At 38.9% G+C, this 16,550-nt stretch carries 21 protein-coding genes; 2 read left to right on the top strand and 19 right to left on the bottom strand.

Annotated elements, in window-relative coordinates; genetic code table 11:
* Nucleotides 1–108: 108 nt before the first annotated feature.
* The 6 genes from comGF to comGA are packed head-to-tail and all read right to left on the bottom strand — an operon-like array spanning nucleotide 109 to nucleotide 3,619.
* The gene (comGF, locus tag BCM40_RS07360) at nucleotides 109–552 is read right to left on the bottom strand and encodes a competence type IV pilus minor pilin ComGF (protein WP_065526501.1); all 444 of its coding nucleotides are present in this window, start codon (nucleotides 550–552) and stop codon (nucleotides 109–111) included.
* Entirely contained in the window at nucleotides 540–803 is a 264-nt protein-coding gene (locus tag BCM40_RS07355; RefSeq protein ID WP_238323762.1) for a hypothetical protein, read from the bottom strand. Before BCM40_RS07355 ends, comGF begins: the two co-directional genes overlap by 13 nt.
* A gap of 25 nt (nucleotides 804–828) precedes the next feature.
* The gene (gene comGD, locus BCM40_RS07350; RefSeq protein WP_272947699.1) at nucleotides 829–1,266 is read right to left on the bottom strand and encodes a competence type IV pilus minor pilin ComGD; all 438 of its coding nucleotides are present in this window, start codon (nucleotides 1,264–1,266) and stop codon (nucleotides 829–831) included.
* A complete protein-coding gene (gene comGC, locus BCM40_RS07345) occupies nucleotides 1,253–1,567 on the bottom strand; it encodes a competence type IV pilus major pilin ComGC (protein ID WP_065526503.1) in 315 nt (104 codons plus the stop codon). Before comGC ends, comGD begins: the two co-directional genes overlap by 14 nt.
* 11 nt (nucleotides 1,568–1,578) lie before the next feature.
* Nucleotides 1,579–2,622: a competence type IV pilus assembly protein ComGB gene (comGB, locus tag BCM40_RS07340; protein WP_065526504.1), complete on the bottom strand. Its 1,044-nt coding sequence runs from the start codon at nucleotides 2,620–2,622 to the stop codon at nucleotides 1,579–1,581.
* Nucleotides 2,576–3,619 carry a competence type IV pilus ATPase ComGA gene (gene comGA, locus BCM40_RS07335; protein WP_065526505.1) on the bottom strand — a complete coding sequence of 348 codons (1,044 nt, stop codon included), beginning with the start codon at nucleotides 3,617–3,619 and terminating at the stop codon, nucleotides 2,576–2,578. The genes comGB and comGA overlap by 47 nt, the downstream gene beginning before the upstream one ends.
* A 312-nt stretch (nucleotides 3,620–3,931) precedes the next feature.
* Here comGA and BCM40_RS07330 point away from each other — a divergent pair, with 312 nt between their 5' ends.
* Nucleotides 3,932–4,174 carry a DUF2626 domain-containing protein gene (locus tag BCM40_RS07330; protein WP_006830462.1) on the top strand — a complete coding sequence of 81 codons (243 nt, stop codon included), beginning with the start codon at nucleotides 3,932–3,934 and terminating at the stop codon, nucleotides 4,172–4,174.
* A 70-nt stretch (nucleotides 4,175–4,244) separates the two neighbouring features.
* Here BCM40_RS07330 and BCM40_RS07325 read toward each other — a convergent pair whose 3' ends face one another.
* Entirely contained in the window at nucleotides 4,245–4,889 is a 645-nt protein-coding gene (locus tag BCM40_RS07325; RefSeq protein WP_065526506.1) for an MBL fold metallo-hydrolase, read from the bottom strand.
* Nucleotides 4,890–5,039: 150 nt separating this feature from the next.
* Between BCM40_RS07325 and BCM40_RS07320 the strand changes: the two genes are divergently transcribed.
* Nucleotides 5,040–5,222, top strand: a complete 183-nt coding sequence (locus BCM40_RS07320; RefSeq protein ID WP_008432208.1) for a DUF2759 domain-containing protein — start codon at nucleotides 5,040–5,042, stop codon at nucleotides 5,220–5,222.
* An 81-nt stretch (nucleotides 5,223–5,303) separates the two neighbouring features.
* On the opposite strand, the gene BCM40_RS07315 is transcribed toward BCM40_RS07320, so the two are convergent.
* From BCM40_RS07315 to BCM40_RS07260, 12 genes are all read right to left on the bottom strand, one after another.
* Entirely contained in the window at nucleotides 5,304–7,208 is a 1,905-nt protein-coding gene (locus BCM40_RS07315; protein WP_065526507.1) for an LTA synthase family protein, read from the bottom strand.
* 134 nt (nucleotides 7,209–7,342) lie between these two features.
* Nucleotides 7,343–7,540, bottom strand: coding sequence for a YqgQ family protein (locus tag BCM40_RS07310; RefSeq protein WP_065526508.1), 198 nt, complete (start codon nucleotides 7,538–7,540; stop codon nucleotides 7,343–7,345).
* Nucleotides 7,537–8,112: a 5-formyltetrahydrofolate cyclo-ligase gene (locus tag BCM40_RS07305; protein ID WP_065526509.1), complete on the bottom strand. Its 576-nt coding sequence runs from the start codon at nucleotides 8,110–8,112 to the stop codon at nucleotides 7,537–7,539. Before BCM40_RS07305 ends, BCM40_RS07310 begins: the two co-directional genes overlap by 4 nt.
* A gap of 65 nt (nucleotides 8,113–8,177) precedes the next feature.
* Nucleotides 8,178–8,327, bottom strand: a complete 150-nt coding sequence (gene rpmG / locus BCM40_RS07300; RefSeq protein ID WP_006830468.1) for a 50S ribosomal protein L33 — start codon at nucleotides 8,325–8,327, stop codon at nucleotides 8,178–8,180.
* A gap of 188 nt (nucleotides 8,328–8,515) precedes the next feature.
* Entirely contained in the window at nucleotides 8,516–9,175 is a 660-nt protein-coding gene (gene phoU, locus BCM40_RS07295; protein ID WP_065526510.1) for a phosphate signaling complex protein PhoU, read from the bottom strand.
* A gap of 17 nt (nucleotides 9,176–9,192) precedes the next feature.
* Nucleotides 9,193–10,005 (bottom strand): phosphate ABC transporter ATP-binding protein PstB, encoded by an 813-nt coding sequence (gene pstB / locus BCM40_RS07290; RefSeq protein ID WP_065526511.1) that lies wholly within the window; start codon nucleotides 10,003–10,005, stop codon nucleotides 9,193–9,195.
* Between the two features lie 28 nt (nucleotides 10,006–10,033).
* Entirely contained in the window at nucleotides 10,034–10,912 is an 879-nt protein-coding gene (pstA, locus tag BCM40_RS07285; protein ID WP_065526512.1) for a phosphate ABC transporter permease PstA, read from the bottom strand.
* 1 nt (nucleotide 10,913) lies between these two features.
* Entirely contained in the window at nucleotides 10,914–11,840 is a 927-nt protein-coding gene (pstC, locus tag BCM40_RS07280; protein WP_065526513.1) for a phosphate ABC transporter permease subunit PstC, read from the bottom strand.
* Between the two features lie 75 nt (nucleotides 11,841–11,915).
* Nucleotides 11,916–12,854: a PstS family phosphate ABC transporter substrate-binding protein gene (locus tag BCM40_RS07275; RefSeq protein ID WP_065526514.1), complete on the bottom strand. Its 939-nt coding sequence runs from the start codon at nucleotides 12,852–12,854 to the stop codon at nucleotides 11,916–11,918.
* A gap of 164 nt (nucleotides 12,855–13,018) precedes the next feature.
* Nucleotides 13,019–15,196, bottom strand: a complete 2,178-nt coding sequence (locus BCM40_RS07270) for a penicillin-binding transpeptidase domain-containing protein (RefSeq protein WP_065526515.1) — start codon at nucleotides 15,194–15,196, stop codon at nucleotides 13,019–13,021.
* Nucleotides 15,197–15,309: 113 nt separating this feature from the next.
* Nucleotides 15,310–15,918 carry a superoxide dismutase SodA gene (gene sodA, locus BCM40_RS07265; protein ID WP_038703721.1) on the bottom strand — a complete coding sequence of 203 codons (609 nt, stop codon included), beginning with the start codon at nucleotides 15,916–15,918 and terminating at the stop codon, nucleotides 15,310–15,312.
* Between the two features lie 137 nt (nucleotides 15,919–16,055).
* Entirely contained in the window at nucleotides 16,056–16,550 is a 495-nt protein-coding gene (locus BCM40_RS07260) for a DUF456 domain-containing protein (protein WP_065526516.1), read from the bottom strand.

Here is a 16,550-nt window from a genome sequence, read left to right as displayed (position 1 = left end):
AAACCATCATACGTTTTATATTGAATCGAATAAAGCATCAAAGAGTGAGATAGCATTAGGAGAGCGGACATAAAAAACACAATAGTGATCGGATAAATGGCCCCTTTTTCATCCAGATGGTTTCGTAAAAACATACTCGGCCTCTTCTAAATTACCTGTAGAAAATTTGGTTCTGATTTTCACTTTGTTGCCATCTAACGAAAAACTACACTGACTTACACGAGTTAACATCACTTCATGTCCTTTCTGGCTTTTTTGCTTGCGCATCATATTTGCATATAGTTCAATATCAAATTCTTCTCCTCGTTGAACAATCCGAATCCCGCTTCCTCCATTAATAACTTCGATCGAGTCACTGCGGTGTAAGTAACTCTGTAAATCGATGACGAATAATTGCCACTCTGCCCGGTGCGGATCTACGTCTTGGTTAAATTGAATCGCAAAACTAAAAAACACGACAATTAAAGGCAGTAACATCATCAACACCATCAAATCAAAAATTGATGTTAAAAAAGAAAAACCTTTTTCATCTAGCCGTCTTAGTCGATGCATATACGTCGCCGTTGTTCTTTATAATCCACATAGTCAACACAAAGCTGCTCTTCCATTTTCCAACTATATAAAATATTATTAACCGTTCGCTGACCTTGCAGATTTCCAGTAGCACTTATTTCTCTTGCTGCTTCGTGCAAAGTTTCAAATGCGCTAACTCGTTCTTTTTTAACATGAAGGCTATGCTGAATGCCGATCATCACGGGCAATAAACTGCCAAACAAAATAAACACCATCAATAAACTCACCATCGTCTCTGCCCAAGATATGCCTCGCTCATTCAGAAAACACCACTCTCCCTCCGCCGAGGTGCACAACTAAGGTTTTTTCGCCACTTGATGTCGAAAACCGGAGAGTACCCGACTGGACAACAGTCCCGTTCTCATTAAAATAAATTCCAGTTAAGTTACTCGTTTTTTTCAATTGAATCGATTGCGGCAGTTTACGAGAAACAGCTACTGATTGAAGATCTGTAAAGACTTCGTAGGTTCCTTTACTTTCTCGAAACACTACTTTTGCAGCCTTTTTTAACGAGTAGCTTTGACTTTGTGCAAAATAAATATCTTGCTGAAGAACTTCAAAAAAGCGTTGCTCTTCTTTTTGTACCGTGAAAGAACGAGAGCCTGAGATTGAAATGGCGGAAATTGTTACTAGTACAACCAGTACTAGTAACATTTCCAACAAAGTAAATCCTTTTTCGTTAAGGTTTAGCAGAACTAACGACTCCGGTAGGCGAAATGGTCACTGTATCCCCATTTGGACAGTTTGTTTCACCTGTCTTTAAATAACCTTCAGTTGTAAGATTTTCAATTGTAGGTAGAGCTTTAAAATCCATCCGGTAGGACTCGACTTGCCCTTGAACCATTTGAACAAATGCTTTACATCCTTTTTCTTCAACCGCAGAAGATTGCTTTGTCACATTCGGTATGGCAATCGCAATTAACACAGTAATAATTAACATAACAATTAGCATTTCGATTAATGTAAATCCTCTTTGATTTTTTAATAAGCGCATATTCTTCCTCCTCAAATGGTATGGACCAAGTTATACATCGGCATTAAAATCGCTAAATAAGCACCGATAATGCAAATGGCAATGATGATAAAAAAGCTGGGTTGGATAATGCGAAGCAATTGCTGCGTTTGCTGTTCAATTTGCTCCATTAATACTTCACTATACAGAATGAGCTCTTTGCCTAAATACCCTGTCATTTCCCCGTGTTGCACAAAAGCTGGCATGTCTTTAGAGACAAACGCAACATGTTCGAGTGACCTAGAAAAACTTTGGCCCATCATCAATTCTTCGTGAGACATTCGCGCCATAAACTGAATCGTTTTATGATAGTTTTGGCGTTGCAACAAATCGAGTGACTCTTGCATCGAGATACCACTATGCAACAAAGTACCAAGTTCACGCGCCAATAAATGCGACCAGTATAGTTTCATAAAACGGCGAATAATTGGAATTGATAAAAGCCACGTGATTTGTCGCTCGACTGCTTGTTGTTTTAATAACTGACCGAATACAAATACCGACAAGGCGACACTTGCAAAAATTGCGATAAAAAAATCTGGCAAACTCAATAAATAAGCTGGCACCCCGGAAGTTTCTTCTCCGCTTTGCATCGAATTCATCATTTCCGTTAAATTCGGCACATAGCTTGTGCGAAAAAACAAAAATAAGATGGAAGTGAAAATTAACAAAGAAACTGGGTATATCAATATATTCTTTAATTTTTTTTGCACGCGTTCGGTCCGCGCAAAACTGTTGCCAATGCTATCAATCGATTCTGCCAATCTGCCGTGAGATTCAGCAATTTCAACCGGAAATAACACATGCTCTTTAAACCCTAAAAACTTCAGGATTTCCGCTGCATTGCCTCCTTCTTTTAAAATAGCCGTGATGCCAACCAAAGCTACTTCTAGCTTCGATGTATGCATTGGTAATAATAAATTCAACGCCACTGGCAATAAATAACCTTCTTTCATCAACACCGCTAAGCGCGTCAGAAATTGTTCACGGTCACGAAGACGGATCTTGTCTGTACGTATAGGAAGGCTCAATCGCACCGATTTTCACTCCTTCTCGAACTTGACCAGCAAAAGACAAATGACTTGGCAATGTGTATATTTTTTTCTGATGAGCGGACTGTAGCGCATCAACTAAACGTTCACCGTCAAGAATTTCATATAGCGCGCGGTGGCTAGCCTGTTTTTGCTCAACATCTAAAAACAGCGGAATAATTTTTTGCGCAGAAATGGCTACTAAAGTTTGGGACATGTCTTCAAAAGAGACGCCTAAATCATTTAAGCGATGCAAACAGCCAACAGAATGCCTAGCATGTATCGTGGAAAATACTAAATGTCCGGTCAATGCGGCACGCACAGCGATTTGAGCTGTTTCTGCATCCCGAATTTCGCCGATCATGATAATATCCGGATCGTGTCGCAAAATCGCTTGTAGCCCTGTAGCATAACTGAGTCCCGCTTTTTCATTTACTTGAATTTGCAAGATGGATTGGTTTTTACGCTCTACAGGATCTTCAAGCGTAATAATGTTTCGGTTTAACTTTTCCGAACAATGCTTTAACAGCGAATACAAAGTTGTCGACTTGCCACAGCCTGTAGGACCCGTCAATAAAATAAGTCCTTGAGACGCTTCAGACAATTTTTCCAAAAGCCGGGCCGAGTCACGAAACGCTGCCAATTGATAAATGGATTGTGCAGTATCATCCGGCATAATTCGGATGACCATGCTTTCTTTCGTTAATACGGAAGGCAAAGTTGAAATTCGAAAATAATGGGATAAGTTGTTGATGGTAAGTTGAAAAGAACCGGTTTGCGGTTTTCGCTTTTCACTCGTGTCTAAAAGGGATAGGTATTTGAAATAAGCAATCATGCGATCACCTAGATCAAAGGGGAGTTGTTTTACTTGTCGCAAGTTTTGGAACGAGCGATAAGCAACGGTATAGCAGGATGGTTCGGGTTTGATGTGGATGTCTGTTGTGCCATTTTCTGCCGCATCATGTAAGAGGTCCACACAGCGGCGCTCAATAATTGATTGCATATCCACCTCCAGTTTCGACTTGAACAAAGGCCGCCTCTTTGTTCCTCCCTAGTATAGCTAGCTCTTTTTAAGAAAGAAATATTTTTTGCCAAAATAATTTTTTGACCGTCAATATCAAGCCAAATCTGAAATTTGATCGGTATGCTATTTTTCACCGACTAGTAATTTTGTAATGAACTATAGCGTCTATTCGGCTTTTTTATCGTACACCTGTTTGTCACAAAGAAAGACCAACTCGTTGTTTACACATTCACTCTGTTTCCTATATAATGAACAAGAGATTATTGTGTTGTGGCAAAGGAGGGATTACCCATGAATAATATGTTCAAATTAATGGGATGGTGGACTGGAATATTTGCAGTTCTCTTTTATGTAGGCGATATGGTTGAAGTATCATTATTAATGGTCGCTAACACCGGATTTTTTGTTCTTCTTGGATTTTTAAATATTTCTGAACGCATGTATTTGTATATTTTTGGCGCCTACTTAACAGTTTTCTTTGTAGGCTTCACTTATTACTCTACGTTCATCCACGTTCCTGGTGCTGGACATTAATCAATGCGAATAAAAAACAAACGGTGTAGCGGAAATCCGCTACACCGTTTGTTTTATTGCTATCACGTTCTTACTGTTTAAAAGCCTTTAAAAATGGATTGCTGTTTAGTTCTTGCGCTGGTGTTGTTTCAGGGCCATGTCCTGGATACAGAATCATGTGCTCAGGAAGCGGCAATATGGACTCTTCAATAGACTGCAGAAGCCTTTTCTCAGAACCATCGATCAAATCGGTACGACCGATACTTCCTCGGAAAATAACATCCCCGACAATCGCAAAACCTTCCTTCCCAAACGAATAACTCACACTCCCTGGCGAATGTCCTGGTGTGTGAAAAATATCCATTTTGAAAGATCCAATCTCCAAAGTCTTTTCATCAATTAACAAAACATCCGCATCTTTCATACGATAATCTGGTAATGATGGATATTTTCCTGAACCATTTAAGTTCGGGCGGTTTAACCAGTCTTTTTCTAAGTGATGCAAATATACAGGGACAGTATAACGTTCTCTTATGTCATCGACTGCACCGATATGATCAAAATGCGCATGCGTTAATAAAATCGCAAGTGGCTTTAAATTTTTCTTTTTCACCACTGCTTCTATCTTTGCACTTTCTTCACCTGGATCAAAAATTAAACAGTTTTTTTGATCATCCGAAATGATGTAACAATTTGTTTGAATAGGACCTAACTCTAGTTGATCGATTTTTAACATCTCTTTCACCTCTTTCCGATTATAACATGCAGACCCTAGCAGACTGTCAAGATACTGACACTTTTTGTCCTCGACAAAACAGCGGAATATCTTTACAATATAAAGAGAACAAAGCGGCACTGGCTGTTTAAGTTGAAGGGAGTGTCATCGATGAGTTGGATGTTAGTAGTTATTTTTGGACTTATTGCAATTCTTGCAGCAATCGGCACTGTACAAACGCTTAAAAACAAAGAAGTTCTAGGTTTCCTTTTTAACTTTGGAACTTTTGTGATTTTTGGCGGGTTTGCCATCGCAACACTTATTACACACGGTTATCCACCAAGCTTACACTAGTTTAAAAAAAGCTGATGCATTATGCATCGGCTTTTTTTATTGCATAAAAAAAAGAGAGCACATCATGCACTCTCCTTTTATTTATTGTTTTAATTCGACATCTGGAATTGTTGTTAACTGACCATCTTCTTCGTCGTAGAAACGCAATAAATCTCCATTAATGATCGACTCCGAATATTCAAGTTCTGTAAATGCACGTTCAATATATGGCGCACATAGTTCTTGGTCGGTCTGTTCCCCTGTTTCCTTGTCATAACATACATTCCCTGCATAAACGACTTCATCTGTAACAAAACGGCCATCACGGAAAATCGCAAATTCTTCATGTTCTTCCGAGAAAAGGTCGCCGCCAAACTGAATGTCTTTTGACGTATCAATGTTCAGTAGGTTCATGATTGTTGGACGCATATCAACTTGTCCGCTTATTTCATCCTCTACATATCCTTTGCCGTATCCTGGAATATGAACAAAGAAAGGGACTTTCTGCAATTCAGCAGCTGTAAATGGCGTTACTTCTTCGCCAAGATATTGAGACATGGCCTCGTTATGATTTTCAGAAATCCCATAATGGTCGCCGTACATCACAATAATCGAGTTTTCGTATAAGCCTTGGTCTTTTAACTCATCAAAAAGAACTTTTACTGCTTCATCTAAATAACGCGATGTTTGAAAATAGCGATTTAACGTTCCAGAATTTGAGTCGTATTCATCGATCAACTTATCTTCTTCATCCAATGTAAACGGATGGTGGTTTGTTAAAGTTAACAAACGACTATAAAAAGGTTGCGGCATTTCAGTCATATGCTCAACAGATTGTTCCATAAATGGCACATCTTTCATGCCCCAGTTTACCGCTTGACCATCCTCAACTTCAAAACTTTCCACATCGTAAAATTCGTCAACATTTAACGATTCGTACATGATATCGCGATTCCAAAAGCTCTTTGTGTTAGCATGTTGAACGTTTGTTGCATAGCCTTCACTACCAAGGCTTTCTGCCATTGAGTTGAATGTGTTTCCACTATGCGTAAAGAATACTGCTCCACCACTTAACGGGTAAAGTGAGTTTTCAAGCAAGAATTCTGAATCCGAAGTTTTGCCTAACCCCGTTTGGTGATAGAAGTTTTCAAAATAAATGGTGTCTTCGTCTTCAGTTAGCGAGTTCATAAACGGTGTAATGGTTTGCCCATTCATTTCTTCGTTAATCACAAAACTCTGTAACGATTCCAACGTCACAACAATTAAATTGCGTCCTTCAGCAATTCCCTTCATTTCTGTAGAAGGTTCGATTTGGTTAGCACGTACATAACTGTTCGCCTCTACCAATTCCGAGCCATCAGCTAATGCACGTTGTGCTTGTGATTTTGACTGAATGTAAATATCGTATAAATGATAATTGTACATTCCTAAGTTTTTCACTAGCATTTCACGATCAAAGCTGCGTGTTAATAATTGTGGACGTTCTGCCTCTGCCAATCCTAAATTGAAAAATAGCACTGCCAACGCCAAAATATAATAAGCTTTGCGTTGTACTGATTGAGATTTTGCTTTGCTCGGTTTTAGTTTAATAAATTTAATAGCCAGTAGAATAACAAGGACATCTGCAAAATAAAGAAGATCTGTCCAAAACACACTAGCTGCTGCACTGGATCCTAAATCTCCGAAATTATCGGTTTGAAACAATACAGGCAAGGTGATAAAGTCATTGAAAAATCGGTAAAATGCAACGTTTCCGTAGAGCACGATAGAGGTTACAACTGCAACCGACAGTAAATAGATATTTTTAACTTTGTCACTTTTAAAGAACAAGGAAATTCCATAAACAAACAACAACATGCTTAATGGATTAATAAACAAGATAAACTCTTGTAACAAATTTTCAATAGTAATTGAAAAACTTGTTTTGTAAACGATATATGTTTTTAGCCAAGTGGCGATAATGGCAATTGCCAGGACTGTGTGCTTTGGCCATTCTTTTTTCAACATTACTAGACATCCTCCTATTCTATTTGTTATTCACGTTTATCATAATAGTTCAGTATAAAAGATTTTTGTAGTCAATTGAAGTAATTACCCTTATTTTAGACGAATAAAACAATTAAAAGTTTCGCAAAACGAATTTATTTTTTATCATATTCGGATTTTTTGTGGCGCAAAATGAGCATAGCTGTCGCAAATTCTTTCGCTGTAATAAATTGCAGACGATACAACTCCTTGATTTCTTCTTCCATTAACCCAATATCTGCACTGTAATCAGCTGTATAAATAACAGTCCCGTAACGCTTTAGTAATTGCATAACATCATATAAGTTTTTCATTTGTCCACCGCCTTTAAATCGATAAAACCACTTTCTGTATAAATACCGTTAACCGGCAAGTCATGTGCTTCAACGGGAATTTCTTCTGCAATTTGACAGTCAAATGCTAACGAACGAGTCTCACCCGAATAGTTAGCTAAAAAGCGATCATAATAGCCGCCACCAAATCCAATTCGAAAGCCTTTTTTTGAAAAAACTATACCCGGTACGATTAATAAGTCGATTTGGTCAGGGTTTATGTAAGTTGTCGTGGTGACAATCGGTTCTTTTAGTTTCATGTAAACTGTTTCCAGTTGCTCGAAATGCTCAATAATTCGAAAGTCCATCGTGCGGCTTGCTGAAAAACATTTAGGAACAGCTACTTGTTTGCCTGCCGCCCAACTTTTTTCTATTAAAGCGATTGTATCTACTTCAGGAAATGCTGATATGGTTAATCCGATAGTTGTTGCTGATAAAAATACGGGATCTTTCATTAATCGATTTATAATTGCTTGCGATTTATTGTTATATTGATCCGCAGTCATTTGCGTAAGCATTGCTAGTACTTGGTTGCGTTGCGTTTTTTTATCCATATCGATATCTTCTCCTTTAAAAAGAAAAAAGCCAAAACCTGTATGAGGTTTTGGCAATCAATGAATTACTTCGTTTCACGGTGTACTGTCATTTTCTTTTCACGTGAGCAATATTTTTTCATTTCAAGACGCTCAGGGTTGTTGCGCTTATTTTTAACAGTGCTGTAGTTACGTTCGCTACATTCTGTACAAGCTAAAGTGATGTTAACACGCATCGGTATCCCTCCTAATTCTTTCAAAGATCATTTGTAAATAAGCGTGATCTATACGACTTAATTATTATAGCATATTTCAACATAAAGTCTACTGTAAAACTCCAATAATATTGAACCTTTTTAAATAAAAAAGAAGACCGGTAGCTTTTCGCTTCCGGCATCTTATTTTGAACGATTGAAGATACTTATTATTTGTTTAAATCATAGTGACGACCGCGTACTAAGTAAAATAATTGCTCGGCAATATTAGTGGCGTGGTCAGCAGAACGTTCCATATAACGACTGATAAATGCTAATTGCGTAATTTGACCAAGCTTATCTGGATTTTCTCCACCTGCTTGGATTAGTTTACGAATTACATCGCCGTATAAATCGTCGACTTGATCGTCAAGTTCTGCAATTTCTTTTGCTTTGACAATATCTTCTTCTACAAAGGCATCGATAACTTGATGCAGCATGGCAACCGCTAATTTTTTCATTTGCAGAATTTGTTCGATTTGAGGCAACAACTCTTGGTTGCCGATGCGGATTGTCTCTTTGGCGATATTAACTGCATAATCTCCAACTCGTTCCATATCCGATGCTACTTTTATTGTAACAATCAACCGTCTCAAATCAGTAGCGACCGGCGATTGCTTCGCAATTAACAAGATTACTCGGTCATTGATAAATTCTTCTAGTTGATTGATTTCTGTATCGTCTTCAATCACTTCAAGTGCTGCATCGATATCTTGTGTAACAAGTGCTTCTACTGATTTGTTCAACGCATTCACTGCCATCGTGCTTAACGTTATCAATTCCTCTTGAGCGGAATTTAACTCAAACTCAAATCTTTCGCGTACTGACAAACGGTCCGCCTCCTTGGTTATCCAAATCTACCTGAAATATAATCTTCCGTACGTTTATCGGAAGGATTTGAAAAAATGGTATCTGTTTTATCATATTCTATTACTTCTCCATTAAGGAAAAATGCTGTTTTGTCCGAAATACGAGCTGCTTGTTGCATATTGTGCGTCACAATGATGATGCTATAGTCTTTTTTCAATTCCTGAACCAATTCTTCAACTTTTAATGTTGAAATTGGATCAAGTGCTGAGGTTGGCTCATCCATCAAAATCACATCAGGTTCGATTGCAAGTGCGCGTGCGATACAGATTCGTTGTTGCTGCCCGCCCGAGATACTATAAGCATTTTCGTTCAAGCGATCTTTTACTTCATCCCAAATAGCCGCTCCTCGTAAACTTTTTTCAACAATTTCATCAAGAATTTTCTTGTTTTTGATGCCGTGGATACGCGGTCCATATGCGATATTATCGTAAATCGATTTCGGGAATGGATTCGGCTTTTGGAAAACCATTCCTACACGAGTACGCAGTTCTTCAACGCCGTAATCATTATCAAAAATATTACGACCTCTATAAAGGATTTCTCCAGAAGTCTTGACTGAAGGGACCAACTCTACCATGCGATTCAACGTCTTCAAGTAAGTCGACTTGCCGCACCCTGAAGGCCCAATAATCGCAGTTACTTCGTTTTCCATAATTTCCAAATCAATATTCTTCAATGCATGGTTTGCTCCGTACCAAAGGTTAAGCTGATTTGTTTCATAGACAGCTTTTTTAGCTGAATCATTAACTAGTTCTTCTGTTAGTGCTTTTTCCGTAACGATGGTGGTCATTTGCAGAACCCCTTCCACATAATTAGCGTTAATAGCGTTTGTCGAATTTGTTGCGAATAATAACTGCGATAGAATTCATGAACAGCAGGACTGCCATTAATACCATGATTCCTGCGGCTGCCACAGTTTGAAACTCTGGTTGTGGACGACTTGACCAATCATAAATTTGCATCGGCAGAGCAGTAAATGTATCCATAACTCCTACCGGTAAAAACTGAATAATAACCGGAACACCAATAACGATTAACGGTGCTGTTTCTCCGATAGCTCGTGATAAGGCTAAAATACTTCCTGTTAAAATACCAGGTATAGCGGCAGGCAATATAATTTTGACAATTGTTTGCCACTTGGTAGCTCCCATGCCAAATGATGCATCACGAAGTTCATTAGGAACCGAACGAATTGCTTCTTGCGCACCCACAACGATTACCGGCAAAATCAATAAACTCATTGTAAAACCAGCTGCTAAAATACTGTTTCCTAAAGCCATTGCCCGTACAAAGATCGTTAATCCCAGTAACCCAAACACTACAGATGGTACACCCGCCAAATTAGAAATATTCATGCGGATAAATGTGGTGATGCGGTTTTGTTTGGCATATTCCTCCAGGTAAATGGCTGAACCTACACCCAAAATAATTGAAGTCGGTGCCACAACCAGCATCAACCATAGCGAACCAACAAGTGCTGCTTTAATCCCTGCCTTTTCTGGAAAACGCGAAGCAAAGTTCGTTAAAAATTCAATGGATAAATGTCCCATTCCTTGAGAAACAATCCGGTAAAGTAAAATAACCAATGCTACTAATGCGACTAATGTAGCGGCTAAAAATAGATATTTAAAGATGTTGTTGGCGATTAATCTTCCATTCATCCGTTTGACAACTGCTTGCTGTTCAATATATCTCATATTAATATTCCTCCCTGAAACGTTTTGAGACGTAGCCGGCGAGGATATTCATAAGCATCGTAAAGACAAACAGCGTGAAGCCGACTGCGTAGATGGAATAATAAATCGTTGTTCCGTATCCAGCATCCCCTTTTGATACTTGTACGATATAAGCAGTCATCGTTTGGATTGAACCGGTAAAGTCCCCATCAAATCTTGGTGTGGAGCCGGCTGCAAGTGAGACAATCATGGTTTCTCCGATTGCTCTCGATACAGCTAACACCACCGATGCAATGATTCCTGATAACGCGGCTGGTACAGTTATTTTCCAAGCCACTTCAAATTTTGTTGAACCCATCGCTAATGCGCCTTCTCGTATACTTTTCGGCACAGAAGACATGGCATCTTCTGACAAAGAAGCGATCATTGGAATAATCATAATTCCTACAACAATTCCGGGTGAAATCGCGTTGAAAATTTTAATCTCTGGAAATACCGATTGAAGAATCGGTGTGACAAATGTTAGCGCAAAAAATCCGTAAACAATTGTTGGAACACCTGCTAATACTTCAAGAATCGGCTTTAAAATGCGTCGAACATTTTCGCTGGCATACTCACTCAAATAAATGGCTGCTGAAATACCGATTGGTACCGCGACAACCGTTGCGATTAACGTAACTTTTAAGGTACCGACGATGAGCGGCAAAATGCCAAATTGGGCATCTTTATTTGAAAACGGCAACCACGTGGTGCCAAAAATAAAATCAAAAAATGGTACACGCGTGAAAAACGTGATGGTTTCCACGATTAATGTTACAACGATCCCAACAGATGTCAAAACCGAAACTGAAGCAATCAAAAACAAAAGAACCGGCATAATTTTCTCGATTACTTTTTTGTTTTTCTTGCCATTTGAACTTGCGATCATTTCCTGTACAGATGGTCGCATATAGAATCCCCTTTCAACCGCAAAAGGCGAGCAGTGGCTGCTCACCCTCAGACTAAACTAGACTGGTTCTTGTTATTATTTCAACGCTTCTAATTCTGTTAAGCCTTCGTCATAACCTTCTTGTGGCAAAGCTACATAACCAACAGCATCAGCCATTGCCCCTGCATTTTCTAGCGTATATGTCATGAAATCGTATGCTGCTTCGTTATCTGTAAGTGATGCATTATTAGCATATGTGAACAATGGGCGTGACAGTGGTGCATACTCACCTGACTCAATTGTTTCATTGTTAGGCTCGACACCATCAATTGATACAACTTTTAACGTGTCTTGGTTTGCAACGTAATAGGCATAACCGAAAAATCCGATTGCGTTTGGATCTGCTTGTATCCCTTGCACTAACGTATTGTCATCTTCAGACAAAGTTGCTGAGCTAACCAAATCTTCTTCTTCAAGAATCACTTCATTAAAGTAATCGAAAGTTCCTGAATCTGTTCCTGGTGCATAAAATACCACTTCTTCATCTGGCCATTCTGGGTTGATATCAGACCATTTCTTTGTTGATCCATCTTCGACCCACAGCTTTTTCAAATCTTCTACTGATAAATCTTCTACCCAGTCATTTTCTTGACTCACAACCACTGATAATCCATCATATGCCAATTGAAATTCTGTATACTCAATGCCAGCTTCTTCAAGACTTGCTGCTTCTTCTTCTTTTATAGGGCGAGAAGCATTCGAGAAATCTGTTTCGCCTTGGATGAATTTTTCAAATCCACCACCGGTACCTGACGTACCAACTGTAACTTGAACACCCGGCTGTACTCCAGCATATTCTTCAACAATACCTTCCATAATCGGTGCTACAGTAGAAGATCCGTCGCCAGATACAGTTCCTTCGACACCAGCTTCACCTGAACTAGTTTCTTGACCTGTATCTGTACTGCCACATGCACCAAGCATTAAAGCTGAACCAACAATTGTTGACGCCATCGCAAACTTCCAGTTTCTCATTATATTGTTTCCCCCTATTAATTATGTTTGTTTACATTCTCTACTATATAGAGGGATTGTTGAGGACATATAAAGGCAATGTTAAGAAATTGTAAATGGCTTTGTTTACATAAAAAAGCCCCAAGGAAAATTTCTCGAAAAGAAAAATTCCTTGGGGGTATCGTTTATTCACCTTCAACTTCAACAGTTTTACTATAAGGTGGTTTTATTAGATTGCTTTCTTCTACTACCTCTTTACTTTTTAACTCAAAATATTTATCAGCTGCTGCTCGCGCAATTTCATTGTTCGCTCTTGGAACATTTTTCGGATCGGTCGTAACGTACGGTATAACGACTGCATAAGCAATTTCCGGATTTTCAAAAGGAGCATATCCAACATGCGCAATATTAATCGCATATTTTCCGTTTAGTTCATGATCTTTTTCGTAGAAATATACTTCGGCTGTTCCGGTTTTCCCAGCAGCGGTATATGGAGCATCACTAAATTGACCACGCGCTGAACCTGAACTTCCAATATACACATTACGCATACCGGTTTGAACTTGCTCGATTTCTTCTTGCGTATTGTTAATACGATTTAAAATTTTAGGCTCAATAATTGTTTCAATTGGACCTAGTGACACTCCGTCTGTAGAAGCACTGCGAATTTCTTTCACCACATGAGGTTCCATCCGGTAACCGTCATTTGCAATTGTTGAAATATACTGAGCTAACTGCATTGGTGTATACGTATCAAACTGACCAATCGCCAAATCGAGTAGTTTTGCTCCCGGGGAAGTTCCACCCATATATCCAGTTCCTTCGTTCGGCAAATCAATGCCAGTTTTAACTCCTAAACCAAATTGCGCATACGAATTGCGCATTTCAGCAAACGTTTCAGGAGCTACATACAATCCGCGATTGTATTGATATTCGACTCCTGCAATTTTCATTGCTATTTTAAACATATAAACGTTTGAAGATCGTTCAATCGCCATTAAATCGGTCATTGGAATCCGGTTAAATGGATCTGTGTTAAAAATGGATTTTTTTAATGCGGTTCCAGCAAATTTAAGTGGTTCATCAATTTGAACTTCATTGAGTTCCACTGCGCCTTTAGCGTAACCGGTTAATAATGTTGCACCTTTAACAGTTGAACCCATTTCGTGAGCTGCTGTAAATGTCCCAAATGCATAATCATAAATCACTTGTTTGCCATCTTTATCTTCGCCAATGCGTTTACCTACCATTGATAAAACTTCGCCGGTTTGCGGATTCATCATAACTAAATAAGCGTCTTTGACTAATTCGGAATTCGGGCGTTTTTTTAATTCTAGCAATTTATCTTCTACAATTTTTTCAAGTTCACTTTGTAATTCACTATCTACAGATAAAACAATGTCTTTACCAGCTTCCCCTTCATCCACAGGAATCGTTTCGATTACACTTCCTCGGCCATCGGTTACATTTTTAACAACTGATTTTTGACCTTGCAACACTTCTTCGTATTGTTGTTCTAAGAAACTTACGCCAATACGATCGTTACGAGAATAATCTCGTGCTAAGTAATATTCCAGCTTGGTAGCAGGAATTCCGGTTTCCGGTGTTGTCGTACTTCCTAGAATAGTTAAGTCACTCGACTTAATCCGTTTCCAATCGGTCACGGTATTTACGCCTTTTAATTGCGGGTCCGTTAAGCGTTCCGACACACGAGCAAACTCTTCATCGGTGACATCTTCGTTTTTGATCATTTGAGGAGTCAGTGCATATCCTGAAGTCATCTCACGATAGATTGCCAGTACTTCAAGGTCTTCTGCCGACAAACTTGCTAGTTCTTCCTCAGTGATCTTTTCTCTTACTAACGCATCGAGCTTGCGCTGCTTTTCTGTTTCGGTAATATCTTCAGCTGTTATTGCTGCTCTTTCTTCATCCGTCACTTTTTTCGTGGCGCTTTCTGTATTCAATTGTATATAAAAATCCTGTTTATCCCGGAGCGTCACTTTATTAACGTCTTTTTCGATCAGCTTTGCTAACTCTCGTGCCACCGTCATCATTTCTTCTCTTTTGGTCGTTTGCATCGCTGTGTACGTGATGGCATTGACCGGTTTATTGCCAACTTGAATCCGTCCTTCGCTGTCAAAAATGCGTCCTCTTGGAACACTTGTATTGACTGGGACTTCTTCCGTTCTTGCGATTGCACGTGCATAATCTTCTCCTTTAACAATTTGAAGAAAGCCTAAACGTAAAATCAACAAAGAAAACAATAAGAAAATCGTGAAAAACAGGACATTCATTCGAAAGACTGTGTTCGACTGCAGTTTCACCCTTGCAAGTGAAATGCGTCTTTTTTGAGGCGGTTTCATGAGCAATTTGCTCCTTTCGCAAAAAAATATCCAGTTATCAGTATATCATCCAATAAAAAAAACACACACTTTTTCTGACGAAAAAGTGTGTGTAAAGTTTCAATTGTGAATTCTTATTTTGCTGTTTCGTAACGGTTTGAAACTTCTTCCCAGTTTACTACGTTCCAGAATGCATTGATGTAGTCTGGACGTTTGTTTTGGTATTTCAAGTAGTAAGCGTGTTCCCATACGTCAAGTCCAAGTAATGGCGTTTTACCTTCCATTAATGGCGAGTCTTGGTTAGGTGTTGATACGACTTCAAGTTCGCCGTTAGATAGAACAAGCCAAGCCCATCCAGATCCGAAACGAGTTTTACCAGCAGCAGCGAATTTTTCTTTAAACTCGTCGAAGCTACCAAACTTGCTGTTAATTGCTTCGCCTAAAGCGCCTGTCGGGTTACCGCCACCGTTTGGAGACAATAGTTTCCAGAATAATGAGTGGTTTGCATGTCCACCGCCGTTGTTACGGACAGCTGTGCGAATTGATTCTGGAACTGCATCTAAATCAGCAATTAGTTCTTCTACAGATTTTGAAGCAAGATCTTCGTGGCCTTCTAAAGCCGCATTTACATTTGTGATATACGTGTTGTGGTGTTTCGTGTGATGAATGTTCATCGTTTCTTTGTCAATATGTGGTTCAAGTGCGTCATACGCGTAAGGTAATTCTGGTAATTCATAAGCCATAATTAAATTCCTCCTTGAGTCTATTGGTCTACCTTCTTAGCCTATCAAAATTTCTAGACCGTGACAAACAAAATGCACGTCTAATGGCGTTATTCAGTCTTTTGCCCGAATTCACCCCCAATTAAACATATATTCCTTCATTTATCGCTATAATTAATAATGATAAAGAAGATGGCAATCATAACTGTTTGGATAACGCCTTTTGTAAAGACCGATGTGATAAACCCAACAACAGATCCTACACCTGAAAGAAATGATTTTTTTACTGATGATTTATTAAAAAGGATTTCCGCAACAATCGCTCCGATAAATGGACCAATTAAAATACCAATAATCGGTATAACAAATGGACCTACGATTAAGCCGATTGTACTACCCCATAAACCTGCCTTAGATCCACCAAACTTTTTTACACCAAAAGCATTTGCAATGGCATCTGCTCCAAATAATAAAACGACAAAAAGACTTTGAATCGCCCAAAACCACCAAGGCAAATCACTAAAGCTGAAAAACAAGCCGTAGATGACAAAACCTCCAAAAATAAATAAAACAGCCGGTATTATTGGATAAACCAAACCGATAAATCCAATAACAAAAAATAGCAAGATTAAAACCCAGCCGATAATTTCCAT

Source organism: Planococcus donghaensis, from assembly GCF_001687665.2.
Lineage (GTDB): Bacteria > Bacillota > Bacilli > Bacillales_A > Planococcaceae > Planococcus > Planococcus donghaensis.
This window is presented reverse-complemented; position numbering and strand designations above follow the sequence as displayed.